We start from the raw sequence: 24,372 nt of genomic DNA on the forward strand, positions 1-24,372 counted from the left end.
ATGTATACTAGACATGTACGAATTTGCAGAGGAGGACATCTCGATGTGGATTGTAATGAACAAACTAGATGTTGAAAAAGGGAAAGTCGATGCGGTTAAAGCCCGGTTCCAGACGACAAAAGGAATCGAGTTGATGGACGGATTTATCCGCATGCAAGTGTTGACCGATACGTCTGACGAAACGAAAGATCAAGTCGTGATCATGACGACATGGCGCGACGCTGCGAGCTTTGAAAATTGGCGCGACAGCGGTGCCTATAAACACGCCCATAAAAAACGGGATGACGGCACGTCTGAAGTGAAGCCCGTCGTCCTTGGAAATACCGTCACCCAATACGAGGTCGCGATCGAGCACATGGCCTCAACCAATCACGTATAAAATATCTTGCGGTCGGATGATACCGAGAAGCGGTTCACGCTCTTCCCCGGTCTCGGTGATCAAGAGCGCGTCGAGGCGCACACCGTCTTTCATGTTGATGAAATGTTGATGCGCCTCAATGACGGACGTCTCCTTCGCAACGAAACGGTAACGGCGAAGGTGCGGATCGTAATGAAGTACGTCTTTAACTTGAACGCCTTCGAGTGACACGTGCGGGCCGTCGATTGTCTCGGCGAGCCAGCTGGTCACTCCTTTTTTTGTCAATAACCCGCGCCACGAGCCGTCAGTGTTATAGACCGGGAACTGGGAATAGTTTTTATCTCGAATCTCACCGAGCACCTTGACTAACGCGTCATCGGCATTAAACGTCGTCACGAGTTTACGAAACAGCGGAATGACTTGACGCGGATGCAACAGCTCTCGTTCGACTTCGAGAATCAACTCGACGATCGAGTCGTGCGGTTCGGCGATAATGAAATCAGGCTCTCGTCGTTCGTGGACAATCGCATTGCGTAACTGACTCATTTGGTGCAAATCTTCTTTATACCGCTCGATGATCGGATTATGCTTGGCGAGACGGTTGACCATGTTGCTGAAGCTGAAATGTTGTCCGTCTCCCATCTCGCGGCTCAAATAATCTTCAATCCGGTGGTACGATGCGATAAATTCTTCGGCTCGACTCATATGTTCACTCCCCTTATCGCCTATCTATACCCTATTTTTGAATCGTTTGAGCAGGAAACCATTCCTTCGTATCGAATGAATGGACATCACCTATTTTTGAAAGGAGGAGAGCCGATGGCGACCCCGATCCAGCAAGCTACGCCCTTATCCAATCGAGACGCATTCCGCTCCGGGATGCGTGCCGGCATCCCGGTTGCGGTCGGTTATATTCCAATCGCGATCGCGTTTGGCCTCCTCGCCAAATCGTTCGATATGCCAAACGTCATCACGTTGGCCATGTCGTTATTCATCTTTGCCGGTGCGAGCCAATTTATCGGTATTCAATTGATCATGGCCGGCTCGATGTATTGGGAGATCGTCTTGACGACGTTCATTTTGAACTTGCGCCATTTCCTCATGTCGGCCTCGCTGTCGCAACGGATCGAGACAACCTCGAACCGTTTCCTGGCAGCCATCGCATTCGGAGTGACCGATGAAACGTTCAGTGTCGCCTCGACTCGAAACGAAGCGACACGTGGCCACTTTGTCCTCGGTTTGAACTTGATCGCCTTTTTCGCTTGGAACGTCGGGACATGGATCGGCGTATTTCTCGCCTTCGGTCTCCCCCAGTCGGTCCAGGCGAGCATGGGCATCGCCTTGTACGCCATGTTCATCGGATTGCTCGTCCCATCACTCACGCGAAAACCGGTCATCGTCGTCGCGGCGCTTGCCGTCGTGACCCAAGCCGTGCTCTATTGGGGTGTCGCCCCATTCATTCCGCTATCATCGGGTTTGAGTATCATCATCGCGACAATCGTCGCCGCCGGGGTCGGCGCCTTGCTTTATGAACAGGAGGGCGTAACATGATCAGTCTGTTCCTGCTCGTCCTCGCTATGGCGCTCGTCACGTACGTCCCGCGGCTCGTTCCGCTCCTTTGGCTGCGCGACTTGAAGTTACCGCCGCTCTTGAAGCGTTTCTTATTGTTCACGCCGTATGCCGTGCTCGCGAGCTTGATTTTTCCAGGCATTCTCTATTCGACGAGCGGCCTGTCGTCAGCTTTGGCCGGAGGCGTCTTCGCCACCATGCTCGCCTTACTGCGTGTCAATTTGATGCTCGTCGTGCTCGGCGGCATCCTTGGGGTGTACGTCGTCGAAACGTTCATCTGACAAACAGGTCTGTCTCCGCGGAGACAGACCTGTTTGTCATTTAGGCGGACAACGCCTCACGGCGCAACCGAACGAACACATCGACGAACGTCGCGTCCCATTGGGTACCGCGCCCGCTCTCTAAAATCGACAGCGCCTTCTCGACAGGCATCCCTTGCCGATACGGACGGTCTGACGTCATCGCGTCGTAGGCGTCAGCGATTGCCATGATACGGCCGAACAGCGGGATGGCTTCACCGGACAATCCGTCTGGATAGCCGTTCCCGTCGATTCGTTCATGGTGTGACCGTACGCCCGTCATGAGTGGCTGGAGTGAGACCGGCAACGTGATCTGATTCAAAATATGAATCCCGATTGTCGGATGCTCTTGAATTTGGGCGAACTCGTGGTCTGTCAGCTTTCCTTCTTTCAACAAAACGTCGTCACGAATCCCGATCTTTCCGATATCATGAAGCAGCGCCGATTTGCGGAGTAATTCGATTTGTGCCTGCGGCAAGCCTAACGCATATGCCAGTTCGACAGAGTAGGCGGCAACCCGTTCCGAATGGCCGGCCGTGTAGGAATCACGGGCGTCGAGTGTAGCCGCGAACAACACGAACAAGCTGTTCAGGAGTTGCTCGTTTTCTTCCTCACGTTCATTGACGTTCTTCACCATCTGATTGAACCCGTTCACCAGCTGCGAGAATTCATCAGCATACGGGTTGTCGATCGGTTTCAACTCACCGGCATCGAGCTGTTCGATCCCTTGTGTCAACGTGGCGAGCGGACGCTTAATGTTGTCGTATAGGAGCAGGCTGCTGAACGTCGCGACACCGACGATCACGACCAAGATCAACCCGGCCCAACGCCAATATGCGTCGACTTGATCGACAGTCGACAGTTGGACGCCCGAAGCGAGAATGAACAACATGACCGGAAACACCCCGATGACGAGCATACTGATCAAAAGCTTCGTCCGGACGCTAATTGACTGGTACGACGCCTGGAGCGGTGTATCGTACAGCTGCTCACTTTGCTCTTGTAAATGAAGCAACAACGGCTCGACCGATCGATACGTCAAAAAGAACTCGATGAGCGAATGTAAAATCGCAATCAATACCGCCCCAAAAGCCGCCATTCCAATCAAACGGTACGGCAAATTGATCCAGTTTTGTTGAATCGCCAACGCGGTCAAGCTCATCGCCGGCACTGAAAGGCCAAATAAATGCGGTCCTAGTATACGCTTCACCGTCAACGTCGGAAAGTGACTCGTCTGATCGAACGCCTGTTGAAGCGCTTCGTAACTAGGCGTCTCACTTCGAAAGACGCTCTGAATCGGCCGAATGTGACGCCGATACATGACTAGCTCCAAACTGATCATGACCACACCCGACACCGCCATGATCGCAAACAAAGACATCACTTCAGCACGGGATAGTTCGAGCGTTTGGAAGATGAACAGACCCCCGACTCCGAACACCGCGATCCCTGAACCGACGATGTAATTCATAATTAACGTATTTTGAAAGCGTTCAAACACTTTGATCCCTCCTATTCTTCACCGACTTCTCTCATTCTGTTTATCGACCAAAAATCACCCTTTTTCACAACATAAAAAACGAGCCTCTCACTAGAGAGACTCGCTCAATTCACTGATTATGGACGAAGTGGACCTTCGTTGTCGTCAAGTGAACGGTTATCTTGATCTGGCGTGACGTTTTCATGGAACGGGTTCGGTTCTGGACCGTCCACGTTCGTCACATCCGTTGTCCGACTCGTTTCACGTTTCAACTCTTGCTTCGTTTGATCCGATTCACGTTTCGATTGATCGATACCTTGTTTCGCCTGACGCTTCGCAGCTTCGGCTTCTTGATTCATTTGTACTTTCTCTTGTTCGAGACCTTCTTTCGATACTTCCGTCTCATCGATACTCTTCTCAGCTTTTTTCAAATAGCGAGCTGCTGTTTCACGTCCACCGAGACCGAAGGCAAGTCCGAACGCAAGGGCGACAGCACCGAGGATAAGCAGGAACGCCGTATTGACGATCATCGGCGCGATGCCGAGCTGACTGATTGCCATGAAGAAAGCGATCCCGAGAATCGCATACTTAGCGACGTGGCGTAGTACGCTCGGTTGACCTGACGCATCGACGAGCACGCTGCCGACGAGACGCTCTGCCATATTGGCGAGCCAGAAACCGACCGCCAAGACGATGATGGCTGCAATGACCATCGGCAAGTAAGCAAAGATTGCAGTCGCGAGCGAGGCCATGAAGTCGAGGTTAGCGACTTGTAGGGCTTCCGACACGAACAACAAGATGATGATGATTTGAACGATCGTACCGATTACTTGAGCAATCGACGTCGATGATGTCGAACGTCCACCGAGACCCATCTTGCTTGCGAGCGAGTTGACGCCCAAATTCTCAAGAAGGGATACGACCACCCCTTTGAGCCATTTGGCAACGAACACACCAGCGAGAATCAAGACGATCGCGACGATGATGTTCGGGATCATGGCCAAGACGTTGTTCAACATGGAGATGGCAGGGTCTGAGATACCTCGAATGTCGAGTGCCTCAAGTGCTGAAATCGTGACTGGGATCATGATCAAGATGAAGACGACCGTACCGACCGCTTTCGCAAGGCTTGATCCTTTCACGTAATCTGCCAAGTGAAGTTTCTCGGCAAACTTGTTGAGTCCTGCCGCTTCCAAGAACTTCGTCAAAATATCGCGGACAATTTTCGCGACGATATAGCCGATCGCAAAGATGAGTGCTGCTGCGACGAGTTTCGGAATGAAGGCGAGGAAACTGTTCAACAAGTCTTCAAACGGTCCACTGATGCCTCGAAGACCTAGCGCGTCAAGAACGGCAGGAAGTGCTAGCAACAGCACCAAGTAGAAGACGATGTTCGCGACCGTGTCGACCCATTTCGTCTGATTGACACTTGTCGACTCCTGACCTGTCTTCTCCATCAACTTGCTCAAGTTGAGGCGATGACCAGCCATTTGAATCGCTTTTTTCAAGAGCGTCGCGATGATCCAGGCGACGAGTAGAATGAGACCTGCTTTGACGACTCCGGTAATTAAACCTGAGAAGCCTTCATAGATTTGGCTAAACGGCTGCGTGATCGCTGGCACGTTCATAAATTCAAAGATGATTAAGAATGCGAGAAGCAATACTCCAAAGAAGACGACTTTCGCGATGATTCGTTCAGGTGTCCACCGCTTTTCTTCTCTTCCGGGTTTACCCGGCTCCCCTTCTTGCTTGACACCAACACGATCGTCGAGGCGTGCTTTACGCAGCGCTTTACGCGTCACGTTTTCCAGAACTTTCGCCACAGTAAAACCGACGACAAGGACAAGCAGTGCAAGCAAGAGCTCTGGCAACCAAGACATGAACGTGTTGAAATTATACGTTGTATCGTTCATCCGACATCTTCCTCCAATCTCTTTTTAAAATGATTATTATTTCATACGACTCTCTGTATAAATACCAACATTTTCATATGCCTAAACATAGACAATTCGCATCCCGGAATAAATATTAACTGGGAAAATGATTTTCTAGGAAAATTTTACCTCAATAAACAAGGCGTGTCTTTCTAGTTCAAATATGATACGAATTAAGAAGAGTCTTTTTAAGGAGGAGTCAAGATGAACATCGCCCTGATTGCCCATGATAAGAAAAAAGATGATTTAATCGTACTCGTCAAAGCCTATTCTCACGTACTAGAGAAACATCATTTGTTTGCGACGGGGACGACCGGAAAACGTGTCGCCGAAGCGACGGGACTTCCGGTCCATTGCTTTAAGTCGGGACCGCTCGGTGGTGACCAAGAAATCGGCGCCTCGGTCGCCCGTGGAGAGATGGATATGATCATCTTCTTCCGCGACCCGTTGACCGCCCAACCCCACGAGCCGGACGTGAGTGCATTGATGCGCCTCTGTGACGTCTACTCGATCCCGCTCGCCACAAACATGGGCGGAAGTGAAATCTTGATTCGCAGCATCGAACAAGGCGACTTTGAATCGCTCAAACTTTCCCATAACGACGAACCGCCTGTATGACTATTTTATATAGAAGAGAGGAATTGTCCTGAACCCACATGTATCGAACGATCCGACCGTACAGCAATTTTACGAACAAGTGCGAACACATCTGTCTGAACTGTTAGACGACAACTCAACAGCGGAGCGCTTGCTCAACAGCTTGGCCGGGTATATTCAACAAGCTGAAAGAAGCGGTCAATCCCTAGACGGCCTGACGAGTCAAGACCCACGCGCCTATGCGATGTTCTTGATCGAAAAACCAAAAACGAACGACGAGTATCGTCGCCGTTACCGCTCCATCATCGAGCAGTCGGGCGAACTTAAAATGCATGAGAAGGTGCAGGCGAACCGTGAGTTCGACTGGGCCGTCGAGCGGTTGAACGAGACGCAGCTCGAACTTCAAGACATCGAAAAGCGTGACGTCTCGTTTCTCGCCTACACAAAAATTGAGGCGATCAAATCGTCTCGCCGCATTTGGAACCAGTTCGGCTGGCTGCTCGGCATGGTGCTCGCGTTCGCTTACGCCAACCTGTTGCTCGTCATGGACGACTTGTTCAGTCTGCGGCTGTTCAGAGCACCGATGGCTTCGTATCCGCTCGATTACTTCGCCTTCGTGTTGCCAGTCTTACTGACCGGTGCCGTCTTCGGTTTACTGACGCGCTTCCGTCACCACTTTCAGACAATTGGACGCCGCATCTTGTTCGCACTGCTCATCATTCTCGTGTATGTCGGCTTCGTGATCCTGATCCAACCGCTCCTGTTCACACTCGGATGGTCGTTTTTAATTCAATTGACGCCGATCTACGCGTTAGTGTTGTTAGCAATCAGCGGCTTCATGGCGCTGTGGACACTCGCCGAGTTTGTCTGGAAGAGCACGCGTTGCCATCTCGGGAACGATACGATGACCATTTACTATTAATGACGCCAGTCTCAGATGAGATGGCGTTTTTTGTTTGAACATTCGTCAGAACGGAAATTACTATTACCGTGACGTCAATTTAATCGTAAGACGAGATGATAAAGGGGGCAGACCATGTCAGACCGTAAAATGATCGGGTTATTTCATAGCGAGCAAGAAGTGATGGACAAAGTGGACGAACTCAAAAAAGCCGGGGAAGCGGAGAAGAATATGCACGTCGTAGCCAAGCGGGACGGGGAAATTTCCGCATTGCGCTATCACACCGATGTGAACGCTGAGTCCGGGATTCGTGATGTCAATTGGCTAGACCGCGTCAAAGCATTCCTTCACGGCAGCGACCGGATTCGCGATGAGCTGCGTAATATGGGTCTTAGCGATGCCGAGGCCGAGGAATATTATGCAGCCATCGACGACGGCAAACTGTTGCTTTACGTCGATAAACATTCGTACGAGCGCTATCCGAATATGTATAAAAAAGACAGCGAGCTCGACCACGATAAAGGTGAAAAGGCAGACGGCATCGCATTCGACGCCAAACCGTTCAATGATCATGATGAAGAACCAAGCGGTACGAAAGAAGATTCGATTGTACGAGGACATTCCGGCTTAGAAGACCATCGCCGATTATAAGGAGGAGACAACCATGAGTGAGAAACGATTTATTAGCATGTACGACACGCAAGAATCAGCTCTAGGAAAGATTGAGGAGCTACGCGCTAAAGGATACAAAGACTCAGACATTTACGTCGTCGCCAAACATGAGGACAGCGTCTCGATTTTGCGCCGTAAAACGGACGTGCACACCGAGGCCTCGCACGATACGGGTTGGTTCGACAAAGTCCGGTCGTTCTTGAGCGGTCACGAAGACGTTCACGCCGGGCTCCGCAACATGGGGTTGAGCGAAGAAGAAGTGAATCGCCATTACAGTGACGTCGAGGCCGGCAAGATTTTGATCTATGTCGATGAAGACTATGAACGCCGTCACAATGAAGGTTTGACGATCGATTCGACGCCTTATAACGAGTCGAAACACGATACGAGCCATCAAGGACATCATACTGCTGACGGTTTGGAAGTCGATTCGAAGCCGTTCAACGAATCAAACGACAAGTCGACTACGCGAGAGCATCGCAATGACGACGGCCTAGAGATCGACTCAAAACCGTTCAACGAATCCTCATCAGACAATCCGAATCGAGCCGTCGATCCAGAGCAAGACACACTGGACGAAAAGGCCAAACTGAACGATAAAGAAGCGAAGCTTCGTGGTCTCGATGACCGTGCTCTACGCAACGATGTTGAAGATCCAGACAACATTCGCCGCTTTTAATGGACAGAAAAGAGGAACCTGACGGCGTCAGGTTCCTCTTTTTTACGTCAATCGATTTTTTGGTTCTTTCCCTTCGAGTACGTTAACGATGGCATCCCGGTTGAGCGCCATCATCGAGAGGCGTGTCTTGATCGTTGCGCTGCCGATATGCGGCAACGTCGTAACGTTCGGAAGCGTCAAGAGCGGATTGTCCATCGTCACCGGCTCTTTCGCGAACACGTCGAGCCCCGCCGCCCAAATTTGCTTGGCTTTCAACGCCTCGTACAGTGCCGACTCATCAATGATCTCGCCGCGGGCGACATTGATGAAGACGGCCGTGTCTTTCATTTTGGCAAACTGGTCGGCGCCAATCATGCCACGCGTCTGTTCGGTGAGCGGTGCGAGCACGACGACGAAATCCGACTGCTCGAGCAAGTCATCGAGTTCGGCGTAGACGAATCCGTACATCGACTCCGATTCATGACGACGCGTCCGATTATGGTACAAGACGTCCATGTCAAAGCCGCGGGCCCGGCGTGCGACCGCCTCGCCGATGCGTCCCATCCCGATAATCCCGAGCTTCGCCTGATGCAGGTCCATCCCGACGTAGCCCATCGGTGTCCACGATTTCCATTCCCCCGCCCGCAAATCACGTTCTGCCTCTCCGAGCCGGCGCCCGGTCATCATCATGAGTCCGAACGCGAGGTCCGCTGTCGTCTCGGTCAAGACGTCCGGTGTGTTCGTCACGACGATACCGTGCTGTTTTGCCGCTTCGATGTCGATGTTGTTATAACCAACGGCCAAGTTCGAGATGACTTCGAGGTCAGGCGCCTGTTCGATCAACTCGCGGTCGATCGTGTCGCTGAGCATCGTCCATAGCGCATGAGCCGATGCTGCTTCTTTCAACAAGACGTCACGCGGTACGCTCACCGCCTCTTCGTCCCACATGCGGACGTCATACTTATCTCGCAGCGGCGCCACTGCTTCTTCTGGCAGACATCGTGTGATGTAAATTCGTTTCTTCATATCCATTCCCCCTGTTCTTTCTCATCGTAACAAACTTCGAATCAAGATTTGTCTTTAGACATCGGATTCTCTTTTATGAACTGATCGAACAATGAACTAAAGTCACTGTTGAGCAGTTGCTCGATCGTCTTCGAGGAGTCCATCGCATTGCGATACGCGACTTCATTGATGGCAAGTCCGATAGCCCAGGTGATCCCGGATGCCACTGTCGCATTGATCACACTCGCCGCCGCGTTCGCACCTGGGAAGAACTTCATGACGTTCAACAACAGCGTCTTCGAAAGCGTCCGTCCGATTTGCGGGATGATCGTGCTACCAATCAACGTTTTCAACATGTCATCGCTCGCTTTGACGCCCCAATAACGGAACAAGTGGACGCTCATCGTCACTTGGATCGGTGTCAACGCGATCGCATCCGCGAACGGGAGTGGCACGGCAGCAGCCGTCCCAGCACTCGCGACATAGCCCGAGATGATCCGGTTCGCCTTCTTGCGTTTCAGCTTGAGCATCGCTTCGCTCTCCGCATGAATCTCCATGAGCAATCCTTCTTGAAGTGACTGGTCGAGCTGGTCGACCGACCATGTGACGAGACGTTCCCAGTCAAGGTGGTCCCGAAGTTCAGCATCGTTCAATAACTCACCGGCGACACTCACCTGAAAAATTGCGTCTTCCGGTACTACTCCAGCTAATTCGTTTCGCAGCGCCGTCAATTCATCCATGTCGACTTGATCGATTTGCGTCAATAAGACTGCGACAGAAGTGACGTCGTTCAACTGTTTGATCAGCGTCCGATCGAGCGGTGTGACCCGTTTCATCGAGGCGTTGATAGCGTACCAGACGAGGTGCATCTGCTCGGCCGCAGGTTTTGTCTGCGCCCGTTCGACGAAGCCGATGACTTCATCGGCATAAGCCTGTTGACGCTCACTTCCGATCTCGTACCCTTCGCTATCGTAGAGGACGATCGCGATGTCATCACTCATGAACTGGTGGATTCCACGCGTCACCGGCTCGCCGGCCGCCACTTTCGTCAAATCACGACCGAACACATGGTTGACGACCGAGCTCTTCCCAGAACCGGTCGCACCGGCGATTAAAATGTTCGGCTTCTTGACTTCGCCTCGCAGACGACCCAACTCTTCTTTCAAATCGTACGTATCTAAATTAAATGGCGCTTTTTTCTCCATATGACTTCCTCCTCATTGATTGAGCGTACGCCCAAGTTGCTTCATCTCGTTCTCGAATCCACGTTGCACGTCCTGAACAATCGCTTCCCTGACCGTCTCATACTGTTGGTCGATGGCTTTTTTGATGCCCCGCTCCGCTGTCCGGCGCTTGAACGCCCAGTAAATGAAATGAATACCCGGAATCATCCCGAGCACCATCTTTCGAATCGTCCGCTTAAATGAATAATCAAAGCCGAGTTCGACCCGGCGCGTCTTGAAACCGACGTCCGCTTGTTTGCCGACGAGCGGATAGCGCTCCATCAGTTGAATGTAATGACGGACCCCCTGCGCCATCGCTTCTTCTGTCGTGAGCGCGGCCTGTTCGAGCGTGCTCTCCAAATCTTTTTCGATTTGACGCGCTTTCCAGCTGATCATCGCTTGCGGGGTGATCATCCGAATTTTTTCAGCCGAACGGTAACTCCGGTCGCGCCACGCTTCGAGCTCGTCCAATAAATGCCGGGTCAAGTTGAGCGGTAATTTCCGCTCGACATCCTGCCAGAGGTTCGTTCGATTACGTTGCCAGACCCCTTCATAACCGAGCGTCGGTACGACTTGTCCGCTCAACAGCTTTTTCTCGACACTGTTCACCCGGATCATGGCGTCACGATTGATGCCAAGTTCTCGCATCAAGACGTCTTCCATCGCCTCGGCTTTCTCCACGTTCATCGCGCTGTCCGGATTATAGTTCGTCAAGATGATGGTGACGTTACTCTCTTTCGCGTAAAGCGGCTTCAAAATCGCCTCGAGCTCATACGTTTCGACACGCCCTGAGTTGATCGACAGCAAATAATAAATCGTGTGGAACCAGTCAGCGATGTCGAGTGCACCTTCCCGCTTATTGACGACGGCGATGACCGCTTCATGCCATTCTTCAGACCGGTCGGCTTCAAGCCCCCACGTATCAAAAAAGCGGAACAAGATCCCGCGCTCAAGATCGTAATACTCGTATTCGTGCAGACCTTCTGCCGTCACCGGGCTGCCCGCCCGCGACTCGGCCACGTCACGTCCGTAAATATAGTTCAAGAAGGCGCTCTTGCCGACGCCTGTTTTTCCCGCGATCAATATGTTCGAGACAAGCCCCGTGTTGTCCATTTGTTTCCCCCTGCAGTCGTTGTATAATACCATTATACTAAACGGCCGCTTTTGAAACGTCCGACGGAAGGATGAGACGCATGCTTCACCACGTAGAGCTCTATGTTTCTGACTTGAACAAAAGTTTAATCGCTTGGGATTGGCTCCTCACAGAGCTTGGGTATACGGTATACCAACAATGGGAACACGGAAAAAGTTATCGTCATGGTGAGACGTACCTCGTCTTCGTTCAAACCGAACCGGCATACCTCGAACCCTCGTACCATCGGAAGCGAACAGGACTGAACCACCTCGCCTTTCACGCTGAATCGGTGGAGCAACTCGAATCTTTTCGCAGCCGCTTGTCCCGTTACGGCTTCAACGAGCTGTACGCCGACCGTTTTCCGTATGCCGGCGGTCCGAACTACGTCGCGCTCTATTTCGAAGACCCGGATCGCATCAAAGTCGAACTCGTGGCGACGATGTGAACGGATACAAATCCCCTCACCGAAAGTTTGTGAAAACAATTGCAAACTTTTTTAAGACCTCCTAGACTTAAGTTGTCTAAAGGAGGTCTTATTCAAATGGAAAAACAAGTTATCGATTATATGGAAGAAGCCGCCCATAAAAAAGCGACGCTCCTTCATCACTCGTTCGGTCAATACGCACTTCGCTCGCTCGTCGCCGGTTTTTTGATCGGGATCGGCGTCGTCTTCGCTTTCACGGTCGGAAATATGTTCATCGATGTACCAGGGACGATGCTGTTTGCCGGCATGAGTTTCTCGGTCGCACTCGTCTTTATCGTCTGGATGGGCGGAGAGCTGTTTACGAGTAACACGATGTACTTGTATACCGGTGCGAAGCGTGGACGTGTCGCCTGGAGCGATCTCGTCAAAGTGTGGGGCATCAGCTGGATCGGCAACTTGGTCGGTGCGCTGTTGCTCACTATCCTTGTGATTGGCGCCCACAGCATGGGTGACATGAATAGTGACCACTTGCTCACAGTCGTAGCTGCCAAAAAAATGGGCGGTGACGCACTCGCCATTTTCTTAAAAGGAATTCTTTGTAACGTACTCGTCTGTATCGCCATCTTCATGCCGCTCAAGACGCAAAACGACGTCGCCAAAATCATGTTGACGATGCTACCGGTCGTCGTCTTTTTCGCCGCCGGTTTCGAGCACTCGATCGCCAACATGGGTATCTTCGGGCTCGCCCTCTATTATGTGCCGTCTGAAGCCATCAATATCGGGCTCGCACTCTATAATCTACTGTTTGCCACACTCGGCAATATTGTCGGGGGCGCCTTGTTCGTCGCCGGCACGTACCTCCATTTGAATGCAAAACCTGGGACGGCGAACGTGGAAACGCTCCGCCAGAACGCATAAAAAGACAGGGGCCCCGATGCAGGGCCCCTGTTGTTGCGTAAATGATTATTTTAACGAATCAGCAGCGGCGACTTGAACCGTACCTTCTGCGACTTCGTCCTCGTCAACGTCCCAACATTCCGTGTTCTCGATGCCGAGCTTACGGGCCGAGAAGCGTGGGTTGAGACCTTGGGCCCGCTGCTCTTCGTAGTCACGAAGTACTTTGAAGGCAACGCCGCCGAGGAGCGAGATGGCGACCAAGTTGATGAGTGTCATACCGGCCATGAACAAGTCGGCGAGGCTCCAAACGAAGCCAAGGCTCGCGACCGAACCGAGGAAGACAAAGCCCATCGTGAGAAGGCGGAAACCGAAGACAGCGCCTTTACTCTTCTTGATGAACTCGATATTCGTCTCGCCGTAGTAGTAGCTACCGACGATCGAGCTGAACGCGAACAAGAAGACACTGACTGCGATGAAGCCAGGTGCCCAAGCACCAATTTGTTCAGATAACGCGTTTTGAAGGAGTGCAATCCCTTCACCGTTACCAGCCGCATAGCTATCTGAGAGAAGGACGATGGCTGCTGTCGCCGTACAGACGATCAACGTATCCAAGAAGACACCGAGCGTCTGCATGAAACCTTGTTTCGCCGGGTGCGACACTTCTGCCGTCGCTGCTGCGTTCGGTGCCGAACCCATACCAGCTTCGTTCGAGAAGAGACCACGACGTACGCCCATCATGATGGCCGCACCGACCGATCCGCCGAACGCTTGCTCGATTCCGAACGCGCTCTTGAAGATCATGCCAATCACAGCAGGAATTTCCGCGATGTTAACAACAACGACGTAAAGGGCGATAGCCAAGTAAAGAACAGCCATGATTGGTACGACGATTGCCGAGAAGTTGGCGACACGTTGGACGCCACCGAAGATGACGAGTCCTGTCAAGACGACGAGGATAGCGCCACCGACTGCGGCTTCGAGACCGAACGCGTTATCAAACGCCGCTGCGATCGTGTTTGATTGTACCGAGTTGAAGATGAGACCGAACGTGAAGGCGATCAACACCGCGAAGATGATACCGAGGACTCGGTTGTTCAAACCTTTTTCAATGTAGTAAGCTGGACCGCCGCGGTATGCGACGTCGTCTTTTACTTTATACACTTGAGCGAGCGTACTCTCGATCATTGCGGTTGCGCCACCGACGAGGGCGACGATCCACATCCAGAAAACCGCTCCCGGTCCACCGAGTGTGATCGCGACCGTGACCCCGGCTAAGTTACCAGTTCCGATTCGCGTTGCCGCTCCGATGAAGAACGACTTCGCCGAGCTGATACTCTTACTGTCTGTGAGCTCTGATTTTTCTGTGACGACACGGAACATCTCTTTTAAATAGCGGAATTGCATAAACCTTGTCTTGACCGTAAAGTAAATCCCGGCCCCGATCAATCCGACGATAAGCACGTACGACCATAAAATGTTGTTTAAAAAGTCGACGCTTCCTTGCAATAAGTTTTGTACAGCTTCCATGAATAAGTTCCTCCCTGTTGTGGAAATCTAAGTTGAAGATTTTTTATGATGTCTTAGTTCTGAATTATACAAATATTCTGACAATTAGCAACAATTTTTTTATAGGTGAGTTCACAAAAAATTCACATGATATGCGACAAAAAGCCCGAAAAACAGACATTTAAAGCGCTTACATACTATTTCGGAAGAATGAACAAATCATCATTTTTATTTCGTTATTTGATTTAAGGTTTCACTTTTTTAAAGACGCTTCATCTGCATGACTTCAACGATCGTCATTTCATTGATGCGTCTCCTGATTGACCCCAACAAAAAAAACAGTCGCTCGCATGAGCAACTGCTTGATTTATACGCCGGTCCGTTTCTTCTGGTTGTTCGGCTTTTTCGTCAACTGGTTCGTCAACGGTTTTTGCTTCGTCCCACGAAGTCCTGTCGGCACTTTCGTTTCGTTCTGTTTCTTCTCGGCAAGTTTTTGCTTCATCGCCTCTTGAAAACTCAATTTCTTTTCACTCATATCATTCACCTCCAGCTTCGATCACTTTTACCCGACCGACCTGTCCATCGTTTAAGCGTACTTTAATGCCGTGCGGGTGACTTGGCGAGTTCGTCAAAATGTCTTTGACGACGCCTTTCGTCAACTTCCCGCTCCGCTGATCTTGTTTCAGGACGATCTGGACGTGGAGTCCTGGGCGAATGTCCGCGCGTTTCTTACCATCCATACCCGACACCCCTTTCCGTATAGTCAACCTCTATCATATGCTCTTTTCCCGTATTTGTCACAGTCTATTCAAACGGACCGATCTGACCAAGCGTTTTCGTCAAATAACTTTGATCGGTCGCAAACGTCGTCACGCCTTGTCCCCACGCGATTGAGACATCGACACGTCCCCTTTCGAACGCAATCGTTAAAATCGTCCGCCCGCTCTCATTTTGAAGTTGGGCCTTACCACTCAATTGCTCATACGCTTCGGTAAGGTCTCGTCCAAACAAGACATAGTCAGCCGTCCGGATTATTTCTGCGTCGCGAGCGAGGACAAGTTTTAACGTCGTACGATTAGCCTCGGCAATGATGAACCGAACAGTGACGTCGTCGTTCCCGAGTTCGATCTGATGCATACTGATCCCCTCCTAAAAGACACCTCCCGAATGGAAGGTGTCTCATCATTATAAGCGATATAACCGGGCTTCAAACGGCTTCAGCATGAACGTGTCTTGCTCGATCGGTTCCGGATCCACCTCATTCGTCAAGACGAGTGTCGCCTCGTCAAGACCAGCGAGCGTCGTCTCGGCCGGATTCGCCGTCAAGTTAACGAGCACATAAAAGCATTGTTGCTCGAACTTGCGCTCATACGCGAATACTTGCAGATGTTCCGGCAAGAGATCGCGGTAACTTCCATACGTGAACGTCTCCTCGGCTCGGCGCAGTCGGATCATCGCCTTGTAGAACGACAGAATCGAGTTCACGTCTTTAGACTGTGCTTCCACGTTCAACGTCTCATACTCGGCATGGATCGGCATCCACGGGGTGGCTGACGAGAAGCCGCCGTGCAGCGAGGCGTCCCATTGCAATGGCGTCCGGACGTTGTCGCGCGACGTCCCCCACACGTGTTGCATCGAGTCGATTTCACTCATCCCGTTCGCAATCCGTTCGAAGTACTCGTTCTTTGTCGCGACGTCATCGTAGTCGTAGATCGATGGCAACGGCACGTTCTTCATACCGATTTCTTGCCCTTGATAGATGAACGGTGTCCCGTGCATGAAGAAGTACATCATTCCGAGCGCGGTCGCACTCTCGCGCCAATAGTGGTTCTCGTCCCCGACGAGCGAGACGGCACGCACCATATCATGGTTCTCGATATAGAGGGCGTTCCACCCTGTTTCAAGCAACCCTTGTTGCCATTTGTCAAAAATACGTTTCAGTTTGACGACGTCAAGCGGGGCGAGCCGGGACTTGCGCATAATATCGACGTGGTCGAAATGGAACGCCATGTTCATCGCCCCGTTTTCCGGTCCCATCCACAGGTCGGCTGCTTTCGGCTCGATTCCGTTCGTCTCCCCGACCGTCATGATATCGTACTTGGCGAACGTCTCGCGCTTCATCTCTTGGAGATAATCATGAATCCCCTCGATATTTGAATACATCGAGAACGCCGTGACGTGACGTTTGCCATCCGGGGAAGGCAACATCGTCTCGGTCGGCATCTTTTTAATGTGGCTGATCGCATCGACCCGGAACCCGTCGATTCCTTTATCGAGCCACCAGTTGATCATATCGTAGACCGCACCGCGCACTTCTTCGTTCTCCCAATTCAAGTCAGGCTGTTTTTTAGAGAACACATGAAGGTAGTGCTGCTCGGTCGCCGCGTCATATTCCCAGGCCGAGCCGCCGAAAATGCTGGCCCAGTTGCTCGGTGGCTCGTCTTCTGTTCCGTCCCGCCATATATACCAATCCCGCTTCGGATTGTCTTTCGAACTTTTCGATTCGACGAACCATGGATGTTCGTCTGACGTATGGTTGACGACGAGGTCTAGCAATAGCTTCATCCCTCGCGCATGGACCGCGCTCAGCAACGCATCGAAATCTTCCATCGTCCCGAACTCTTCCATAATGTCTTCGTAATCACTGATGTCATAACCGTTGTCATCGTTCGGTGATTTGTACATCGGACAGAGCCAGATCACATCGATGCCGAGATCTTCCAAGTAATCAAGCTTTTCGATAATGCCACGGAGGTCGCCGATGCCGTCCCCGTTCGAATCTTTGAAACTACGCGGGTATATTTGATAGGCGATGGCTTCTTTCCACCATGCCCGGGCGATGCCTTGCTTCTCACTTTGTCTGAACGCCGTCTCCATACGTCAAATTCCTCCTAAGCCTACGATTAGTATCAATGAAGGTACATACCACTGTTTGGGTAAATCTAATCTTACAATAGCATTAGTGCAAGCGTTTGCAAAGAAGCGCAAATAAAAAATGCAGTCTTAGAGACTACATTTGTTCAACCGGCGTCACTTGTTCACAGAACGTACCGATCGCGTCAGCTAATCGACCACGATCATGGTCCAGCGTCGCCACATGGTACGATTGCTCCAAAACGATACGTTGTTTCGGCGCCTGAATCGTGTCATACAACCACATCGAATCTTCCGGCGGGACGACGTGGTCGACAGCGGAATGGATGACGCACGTCGGAACGTCCACGTCCGACGCGCGAGGCCGAACTTCCTCGATCAAAGCGAGCAATTCGCGAATGGCCGACGTCGGTACTTTGTCGTAGACGATCTCATACACGTCATTCGCCTTGATATCCGGTTCGTCCTCGTCGATGAAGCGACAGACATCTTCAGCCGCATGACACGCATAGCCCGGTACAGACAACGCCGCGTTGATCGTGATGACGGCGTCGGCAAGGCCGGCGAGCGCGGCTTTTAAGGCGAGCGTCCCACCCATCGATTGTCCGACGACGATGACGTGACGACATCGCTCGCGCAAGAAGCGGATACCTGCTTCCATGCTCTCATACCAGCACTTGTTCGTCGAACATCTAAAGTCCTCGGGGTCGGTCCCGTGCCCCGTCAAGCGAGGGGCATACACTGTGAAGCCCTTTTCCATCAAGTCGATCCCGACATCGCGCACGCTTTGTGGCGTCCCATTAAAACCGTGACATAATAATATCCCGGTTTGATTCCCTTCATAATAAAACGTCCCCGCTCCCGGGATGACCGGATAAGTAGTCGTCGTCATTCGTTTCCTCCCTATTAATTCACAGTTAACCGATACACTTAATTTGTATTAATGAATTGTAAGAGTTCATGGCCTTGTCGTCAACCTAAAAGGGAAAAATCCAAAAACTCATTACCTTGTCATTAAAATGTAATAGGAACTTCGTGAAAAGGAGATTGAGTTCTAATGTCTGCTTGGTTATGTTTAACATGTAGTTGCAAAGTTGGTAAATGATAGTGAAATACACCAATCGATGGAGTCGTAACGAGCCATTTTTGTGGGTAATAGTCGATTAATGTAAGCGCTATCATTTTTGTATTGACTAGTAGGGGGCTGAACGCTCAACAAGTGACCAAATGAATTGAGAAATCGTATCGGCCATCTACATACCAAAGGGAGACTACAACATGGGGAAACCAAAAGCACGTTCACTCAAACAAATGACCGGCCTCGCTTTATCAGCCGGACTGATCGTCAGCAGCATGACGCCGATCGCGGCAAACGTACAAGCCGAAACGTTGAACGCAGCAGACTTATTCATCTCGGAGTATATTGAAGGCTCAAGCAACAACAAAGCGATTGAATTGTTCAACGGAACCGATTCAGCCATCGACCTCTCTGCCTACAAGCTCGAACTGTATTCAAACGGCGGGACGGCTCCTGGCACGACGCTCAACTTGACGGGGACCCTCCAACCGGGTGGCACGTATGTCATCGTCAACGGCAGTGCGAGTGAAGCGCTCAAGGCAAAATCAAATGCGACGAGCGGCGTGACGAATTTTAACGGTGATGACACGCTCGTCTTGAAAAAAGGTGACACTGTGCTCGACGTCTTCGGTCAAATCGGTGTCGACCCGGGCACAAAATGGGGAACAAGCGTCGCAACCGCTGACCAGACGTTGATTCGTAAAGATACGGTCACGACCGGAGATGCTAACGGTACGGATGCGTTCGACCCAGCGGCGGAATGGAACTCACAACCAATCGATACGTTCACGAACCTCGGGTCGCACACGTTCCAAGGTGTCGTATACGGCGATGGCGGAACGGTAGAACCACCGGCACCGGTCACTCCGATTTCAATCAGTGATGCCCGCACGAAGGCAGAAGGTGAAACGGTCACGATCAAAGGCGTCGTTACGGCCAAACTTGCGAACACGATCTCGATTCAAGACGCGACAGGCGGCCTCTCAGTCCGTCCGACATCACTCGCGGTCAACGTCGGCGATGAAGTCGTCGTCACAGGTGCGATCGGTTCATACCGTGAGCTCCTTCAATTAAACAATGCGGTCGTCGTCTCGAAACAAACGGCGAGCGTCCCAGCTGCGCAAGTTCTCACAGGCGAACAGATCAATGAGGACGTCGAGTCTGAACTCGTGACGGTGAAGAACGTCACACTAACAGGCAGCGGTCAGAACTTGACGGCGACAGACGGAACGAAGGAATTTGTCGTCCGTGACGAACGCGGCGTTCTCGATTTACAGACGGACGTCAACTACGCATCAATCACGGGAATCGTCCAACAGTTCGACAACACGTATCAAATCATCCCACGTGATGCGGCTGACACAGCCATCGACCCGACGGTACTCCGTCCGGCAACGGCGAAGCCAGGCGCCGGCACGTTCGTCGGACCTCAAGACGTGACGCTTTCGACGACGACTGCGGGCGCTGAAATCTATTACACGCTCGATGGTTCAGACCCGAAAGTGAACGGGACACGTTATACAGGTCCAGTCCGTGTCGAAACGACGAAGACGCTCAAAGTCGCCGTCAAGTCAGGCGATGCGTTCAGCGCCGTGACGACGTACGACTATAAGATCACGGACAAGATCCGCATCCACGACATCCAAGGCGCGAGCCATACGTCACCGATGAACGGCCAAACGGTCGAAGGCGTCGAAGGAATCGTCACGTACACGTTCGTCTCGATGGGAACGACGTATTACTACATTCAAACACCGGACATGGAAGCCGACCAAGACGCACGCACGTCAGAAGGCATCATCCTGTACGGCGGACGTTCGATCGCCGGCATTCAAGTCGGAGACCTCGTCAACGTGAAAGGTGTCGTCAGCGAGTATGCGATCGAAGGCTATAGCGATCGCCAACGGACAGATATGTTGATGACACAAATCGATACACGCAACGGACAAGTCGATGTCGTGAAGAGTGACGTCACACTCCCGACGCCAGTGAAGCTTGACGAGTCGAACTTACCGACCGAGTTTATCGACAGCGACGCCCTCGCCGTCTTCAATCCAGACAAAGATGCCATCGATTTCTGGGAAAGCTTAGAAGGAATGCGTGTCGAGACCGCTAACCTCAAGTCAGTATCGCCGCAACAAAACGGTGACCTCGTGACCGTACTCGAAAGCACGCCTACCGAGACGTTCAACGGAGGAATCCTTTTGAAGAAAGATGACGCAAACCCGGAACGTATCCAGTTCCGTCTCGAACCGAACGCAGAAGCGCGTGAGTTCGATGTCGCGACCGGTGACCGTTTCAACGGACCAATCGTCGGTGTCGTCGGTTATTCATATGGAAACTACAAAATTCAAGCAGGTCTCGATGAGATGAAAGCTGCCTTTGTCAAAGGTGATGCTAAGCGTGAGACGACATTCATCGAGGCAGAAGAAGACAAGTTGACGATCGCTTCTTACAACCTCGAGAACTTCTCGAACAACGTGAAGGAGACGTCGGACGAGAAGGCGCTCAAACTGGCGAAAGCGTTCGTCGAAGAGTTGAACAACCCGGACATCATCGGCGTGACCGAAGTTCAAGACAACAACGGTCAAAGCACAGGAGATGCTGCAGCTGACCAAAGCTATCAACGCTTGATCGATGATATCGTCTCAATCGGCGGCAAGTCGTACAAGTACGTCAACATCGATCCGGAGAACAATCAAGATGGCGGCGCACCGAACGCCAACATTCGTGTCGGCTTCTTGTACAATCCGGAACGCGTCTCGCTCACGGAAGGCATCCCTGCTGGTGACGCGACAACGGCCGTCGGTTACGAAAACGGCAAGTTGACACATAACCCGGGCCGAATCGCGCCACTCGACCCAGCATTCAACAGCTCACGTAAGCCGCTCGCGGCCCAGTTCGACTTCCAAGGTGAGAACGTCGTCGTCATCGCCAACCATTGGAACTCAAAAGGCGGCGACACCGGCTTCTTCGGTTCACAACAGCCGGTCGTGCTCGGCAGTGAAGTGCAACGGAAAAAAATCGCACAACTCGTCCACAACTTCGTAGCGGACGTGAAAGCCGATAACCCGGATGCGAACGTCGTCGCTCTCGGTGACTTCAACGACTTCGAGTTCTCAGACGCGCTTCAAATCTTCAAAGGTGACTTGATGACGAACATGGTCGAGAAAGTACCTGCTATCGATCGTTACTCTTACGTCTACCAAGGCAACTCGCAAGTGCTCGACCACATCCTCGTGTCGAACCGTTTGGCCGCTACGACCGAGATTGATATGATCCACGTCAACGCCGACTTCACAGAGATGTCAGGCCGGGCCAGTGACCACGATCCGGTCCTCGCGCAAATCGACCTTACACCAGAACCCGTTGTCGACGTGAAACGTTATACAGTCGAGAACAATAAGGCTGCCCGTCTTGTCCTTCAAGACGACTACATCGGCGTGACGATCGGTAAAGGCACGAACTTTAAGAACGGCATCTTCGTGCGCGGCGTTTACACGGAATTGACGGGTGACCCGCTCAAGAACGTCGTCGTTCAAGTGAAGCCGAAACAAGCCGGTTCCATCATCGATTTCAAAGGCGCGACCGTCAAAGAAGTCATCGTCGACGGAACGAACCTTGCAGAAATTCGTGGTGCCGAGAACGTCAAACGCATCACGTATACGAAAGGCGCATCTACTAAAACAGTTGTCGTCAAAAAATAACGAACGCTACCGCAGACATCTCGTCTGCGTTTTTTTGCGTTTTCAATCTCAAAATTCGGGGATTAAGAAGAAGATGCTGATTATCGGAGGATGACGTCATGGAAATGCACAACGGGAACTTATATTGGCCGATCACTGAGTCGGAACAGATCGTCTTACAAAAGCCGATCCAAAAAGAACAGTACGACGTGCTCGTCATCGGAGCCGGCATGTCCGGCACATTGACGGCTTACACGCTTTATAAGGACGGCATCGACTTCGCCGTCCTCGACAAAGGGAAAGTCGGAGCCGGAAGCACGGCGGCGAACACTGGGCTCATCCAGTATTCAAACGACATCATGTTGCATGAGCTCGCTGATCAGATCGGGGAAGTCGATGCCGTCCGCTTCTATAAATTATGTAGGGAGGCGGTCGATGCGCTCGACGAGGTCGCCGAGACCGTCGATGCAAAAGACGTCTACATCCGACGCGACAGCCTTTGCTTCGCGAGCGAGGAGGCAGATGTCTCCAAACTGAAACGTGAATATGAGATGCTCACCAAGCACGGGTTTGAGGCTGAATGGCTTGATCAAACGGCACTCCAAGACCGGTTCCCATTTGATAAACCGGCCGCACTGATCACAAAAGGCGATGCTGAAGTCAACCCGCTCACGCTCAGCCGTCAAGTCGTTCGCCACCTATCGATGAACGACGTTCCGATTTTCGAGGAGACGGACGTGACGGAAGTCGTGCCTGACGGGGACGGCTGGCTCGTGTTGACGCCTGAAACAACGTTCAAGGCTAAGCATGTCATCTTCGCGACCGGTTACGGGCCGGCACCACTGCTCGACACCCATCGCATCGAGCTCAATCGTTCCTACGCCATCGCGACGAACCCAATCAAGGATTTCAAGGATTGGGACGGGCAGGCGCTCATTTGGGAGACGAAACGTCCTTACCTGTATTTACGGACGACGGTCGATGGCCGGATCATCGCCGGTGGCCTCGACGAAGAAAAGCCGGAAACACCTCATAGTGAGGCGCTCATCCGTAATCGGGCCGAGCGGATTCGCCAAGAAGTCGCGGCGCTGTTCCCGATGTACGATTTGACAGTCGAATACGCTTGGGCAGCTCTGTTCGGTGAATCGATCGACCATCTGCCCTTCATCGGGGAACACCCGGACCGGAAAAACCTGTTCTACCTGCTCGGGTATGGCGGCAACGGTACGGTTTACAGCATGTTAGGTTCTAAAATCTTGAGTGATTTAGTGCGCGGCATCGTCAATTCGGATGCCCGGCTCGTACGATTAGATCGGACGCGTTAATCCCCTGGCGATCAGGGGATTTTTTCATACATAAGATTGGAAGTGATAACCATGAAATCGAAACGAAAACCGAAGTGGGTATATCGTCTGAGACGAGCACTGCTGCTCGTCCCTGCCATCGCGTTCACCGCTTACGTGTGGCCGAATGACCCGCCGAAACAGAAAGACAAAACTGAGCAGATGTCTCAGCACGAAGCAACTTATACGATTGAAGCGAGCAAACCGATACATGAAGATGACGCGGTCCGCTATGAATACGATGTCGTCGTCCACGGACGTCCTGACGTCGAGACGCTCCAGTCCATCAGCCATGACGTCATGAGTGAGGTGACCGAACGAGACACGTTCCAAGCCGCATTGATCCGTTTTTATGATCACGAGGCGTATATTGGCACGGACTCTCCCCTCGGTCAGGCCGTCTACGCTCCAGGAGGCGACTGGTCGCTAGCCGAGACGGTCGAGGCCGGCGACTACGACGACATGGTGTTCGGTTGGCAGCTTCGCGAGAAAGAATGGACCGGCCAACTATCTGAAGGCGAGGTACGTGTCTGGGAAGAGTGGAACAAGATTTACGAGGCGAAACAATCCAACGACCCTGATTTGAAAGCAAAAGTGACCCGGACCATCTCGACGAAATACGATCTCGAGCCTGAAAAAGTGCAGCATATCGTTTTGAAGCAGAGCGTTTGGGCAGCGTTGTGACACCTATCAATTAACGTACCCCATTTTAAAATGGGGGTTTCTTCTCGTA

24 protein-coding genes are annotated in these 24,372 nt (G+C 51.9%); 12 read left to right on the forward strand and 12 right to left on the reverse strand.

Features of this window, described 5'->3' with window-relative positions; translation table 11 throughout:
• The first annotated feature begins 43 nt into the window (after positions 1-43).
• Complete coding sequence (locus EVJ22_RS11900; RefSeq protein WP_071398766.1) at positions 44-379, forward strand: antibiotic biosynthesis monooxygenase; 336 nt, start codon at positions 44-46, stop codon at positions 377-379.
• Here the strand turns inward: EVJ22_RS11900 and EVJ22_RS11905 are convergent.
• Complete coding sequence (locus EVJ22_RS11905) at positions 362-1,063, reverse strand: CBS domain-containing protein (RefSeq protein WP_071398765.1); 702 nt, start codon at positions 1,061-1,063, stop codon at positions 362-364. The genes EVJ22_RS11900 and EVJ22_RS11905 overlap by 18 nt on opposite strands.
• A 114-nt stretch (positions 1,064-1,177) precedes the next feature.
• On the opposite strand from EVJ22_RS11905, the gene EVJ22_RS11910 reads away from it, so the two are divergent.
• Entirely contained in the window at positions 1,178-1,909 is a 732-nt protein-coding gene (locus EVJ22_RS11910; protein WP_071398764.1) for an AzlC family ABC transporter permease, read from the forward strand.
• Entirely contained in the window at positions 1,906-2,208 is a 303-nt protein-coding gene (locus tag EVJ22_RS11915) for an AzlD domain-containing protein (RefSeq protein ID WP_071398763.1), read from the forward strand. Before EVJ22_RS11910 ends, EVJ22_RS11915 begins: the two co-directional genes overlap by 4 nt.
• A gap of 40 nt (positions 2,209-2,248) precedes the next feature.
• Here EVJ22_RS11915 and EVJ22_RS11920 read toward each other — a convergent pair whose 3' ends face one another.
• Together EVJ22_RS11920 and EVJ22_RS11925 are read right to left on the reverse strand one after the other, a co-directional pair.
• Positions 2,249-3,697, reverse strand: coding sequence for an HD domain-containing phosphohydrolase (locus EVJ22_RS11920; RefSeq protein ID WP_233589703.1), 1,449 nt, complete (start codon positions 3,695-3,697; stop codon positions 2,249-2,251).
• Between the two features lie 146 nt (positions 3,698-3,843).
• The gene (locus EVJ22_RS11925) at positions 3,844-5,619 is read right to left on the reverse strand and encodes a mechanosensitive ion channel (protein WP_071398761.1); all 1,776 of its coding nucleotides are present in this window, start codon (positions 5,617-5,619) and stop codon (positions 3,844-3,846) included.
• Positions 5,620-5,844: 225 nt separating this feature from the next.
• Here EVJ22_RS11925 and EVJ22_RS11930 point away from each other — a divergent pair, with 225 nt between their 5' ends.
• From EVJ22_RS11930 to EVJ22_RS11945, 4 genes are all read left to right on the forward strand, one after another.
• Positions 5,845-6,258 carry a methylglyoxal synthase gene (locus tag EVJ22_RS11930; RefSeq protein ID WP_016507946.1) on the forward strand — a complete coding sequence of 138 codons (414 nt, stop codon included), beginning with the start codon at positions 5,845-5,847 and terminating at the stop codon, positions 6,256-6,258.
• Between the two features lie 79 nt (positions 6,259-6,337).
• The gene (locus EVJ22_RS11935; protein ID WP_131443999.1) at positions 6,338-7,159 is read left to right on the forward strand and encodes a hypothetical protein; all 822 of its coding nucleotides are present in this window, start codon (positions 6,338-6,340) and stop codon (positions 7,157-7,159) included.
• Positions 7,160-7,273: 114 nt separating this feature from the next.
• Positions 7,274-7,789, forward strand: a complete 516-nt coding sequence (locus tag EVJ22_RS11940; protein ID WP_071398758.1) for a YflT domain-containing protein — start codon at positions 7,274-7,276, stop codon at positions 7,787-7,789.
• 13 nt (positions 7,790-7,802) lie between these two features.
• Positions 7,803-8,489 carry a YflT domain-containing protein gene (locus EVJ22_RS11945; RefSeq protein ID WP_071398757.1) on the forward strand — a complete coding sequence of 229 codons (687 nt, stop codon included), beginning with the start codon at positions 7,803-7,805 and terminating at the stop codon, positions 8,487-8,489.
• A 42-nt stretch (positions 8,490-8,531) separates the two neighbouring features.
• On the opposite strand, the gene EVJ22_RS11950 is transcribed toward EVJ22_RS11945, so the two are convergent.
• From EVJ22_RS11950 to EVJ22_RS11960, 3 genes are read right to left on the reverse strand one after another with little or no spacing between them, the layout of a single operon-like run.
• On the reverse strand, positions 8,532-9,494 hold the full coding sequence (locus tag EVJ22_RS11950; RefSeq protein WP_071398756.1) for a 2-hydroxyacid dehydrogenase: 963 nt from the start codon (positions 9,492-9,494) through the stop codon (positions 8,532-8,534).
• 41 nt (positions 9,495-9,535) lie between these two features.
• Positions 9,536-10,678, reverse strand: a complete 1,143-nt coding sequence (locus EVJ22_RS11955; RefSeq protein ID WP_070328051.1) for a YcjF family protein — start codon at positions 10,676-10,678, stop codon at positions 9,536-9,538.
• Between the two features lie 12 nt (positions 10,679-10,690).
• A complete protein-coding gene (locus EVJ22_RS11960; protein ID WP_071398755.1) occupies positions 10,691-11,809 on the reverse strand; it encodes a GTPase in 1,119 nt (372 codons plus the stop codon).
• 80 nt (positions 11,810-11,889) lie between these two features.
• Between EVJ22_RS11960 and EVJ22_RS11965 the strand changes: the two genes are divergently transcribed.
• Positions 11,890-12,276: a VOC family protein gene (locus EVJ22_RS11965; protein WP_070328049.1), complete on the forward strand. Its 387-nt coding sequence runs from the start codon at positions 11,890-11,892 to the stop codon at positions 12,274-12,276.
• A gap of 96 nt (positions 12,277-12,372) precedes the next feature.
• The gene (locus tag EVJ22_RS11970; protein WP_071398754.1) at positions 12,373-13,173 is read left to right on the forward strand and encodes a formate/nitrite transporter family protein; all 801 of its coding nucleotides are present in this window, start codon (positions 12,373-12,375) and stop codon (positions 13,171-13,173) included.
• 45 nt (positions 13,174-13,218) lie between these two features.
• Here the strand turns inward: EVJ22_RS11970 and EVJ22_RS11975 are convergent, their stop codons facing one another.
• From EVJ22_RS11975 to EVJ22_RS11995, 6 genes are all read right to left on the reverse strand, one after another.
• Complete coding sequence (locus EVJ22_RS11975; RefSeq protein ID WP_071398753.1) at positions 13,219-14,679, reverse strand: alanine/glycine:cation symporter family protein; 1,461 nt, start codon at positions 14,677-14,679, stop codon at positions 13,219-13,221.
• Between the two features lie 346 nt (positions 14,680-15,025).
• The gene (locus tag EVJ22_RS15580) at positions 15,026-15,193 is read right to left on the reverse strand and encodes a hypothetical protein (protein ID WP_016507944.1); all 168 of its coding nucleotides are present in this window, start codon (positions 15,191-15,193) and stop codon (positions 15,026-15,028) included.
• A gap of 1 nt (position 15,194) precedes the next feature.
• Positions 15,195-15,398: a YwbE family protein gene (locus EVJ22_RS11980; RefSeq protein ID WP_016508010.1), complete on the reverse strand. Its 204-nt coding sequence runs from the start codon at positions 15,396-15,398 to the stop codon at positions 15,195-15,197.
• A gap of 64 nt (positions 15,399-15,462) precedes the next feature.
• Complete coding sequence (locus EVJ22_RS11985) at positions 15,463-15,795, reverse strand: hypothetical protein (protein ID WP_131444000.1); 333 nt, start codon at positions 15,793-15,795, stop codon at positions 15,463-15,465.
• A gap of 48 nt (positions 15,796-15,843) precedes the next feature.
• Positions 15,844-17,499 (reverse strand): glycoside hydrolase family 13 protein, encoded by a 1,656-nt coding sequence (locus tag EVJ22_RS11990; RefSeq protein ID WP_131444010.1) that lies wholly within the window; start codon positions 17,497-17,499, stop codon positions 15,844-15,846.
• A gap of 169 nt (positions 17,500-17,668) precedes the next feature.
• Positions 17,669-18,424, reverse strand: a complete 756-nt coding sequence (locus EVJ22_RS11995) for an alpha/beta hydrolase (protein WP_131444001.1) — start codon at positions 18,422-18,424, stop codon at positions 17,669-17,671.
• 386 nt (positions 18,425-18,810) lie between these two features.
• Here EVJ22_RS11995 and EVJ22_RS12000 point away from each other — a divergent pair, with 386 nt between their 5' ends.
• The 3 genes from EVJ22_RS12000 (at position 18,811) to EVJ22_RS12010 (ending at position 24,323) form a co-directional block, all read left to right on the forward strand.
• Positions 18,811-22,317, forward strand: a complete 3,507-nt coding sequence (locus EVJ22_RS12000) for a chitobiase/beta-hexosaminidase C-terminal domain-containing protein (protein WP_131444002.1) — start codon at positions 18,811-18,813, stop codon at positions 22,315-22,317.
• A gap of 98 nt (positions 22,318-22,415) precedes the next feature.
• Complete coding sequence (locus tag EVJ22_RS12005) at positions 22,416-23,621, forward strand: NAD(P)/FAD-dependent oxidoreductase (RefSeq protein WP_071398747.1); 1,206 nt, start codon at positions 22,416-22,418, stop codon at positions 23,619-23,621.
• 51 nt (positions 23,622-23,672) lie between these two features.
• Positions 23,673-24,323: a hypothetical protein gene (locus tag EVJ22_RS12010; protein ID WP_071398746.1), complete on the forward strand. Its 651-nt coding sequence runs from the start codon at positions 23,673-23,675 to the stop codon at positions 24,321-24,323.
• Positions 24,324-24,372 lie beyond the last annotated feature (49 nt).

The organism is Exiguobacterium sp. SH0S7 (assembly GCF_004337195.1).
Lineage (GTDB): Bacteria > Bacillota > Bacilli > Exiguobacteriales > Exiguobacteriaceae > Exiguobacterium > Exiguobacterium aurantiacum_A.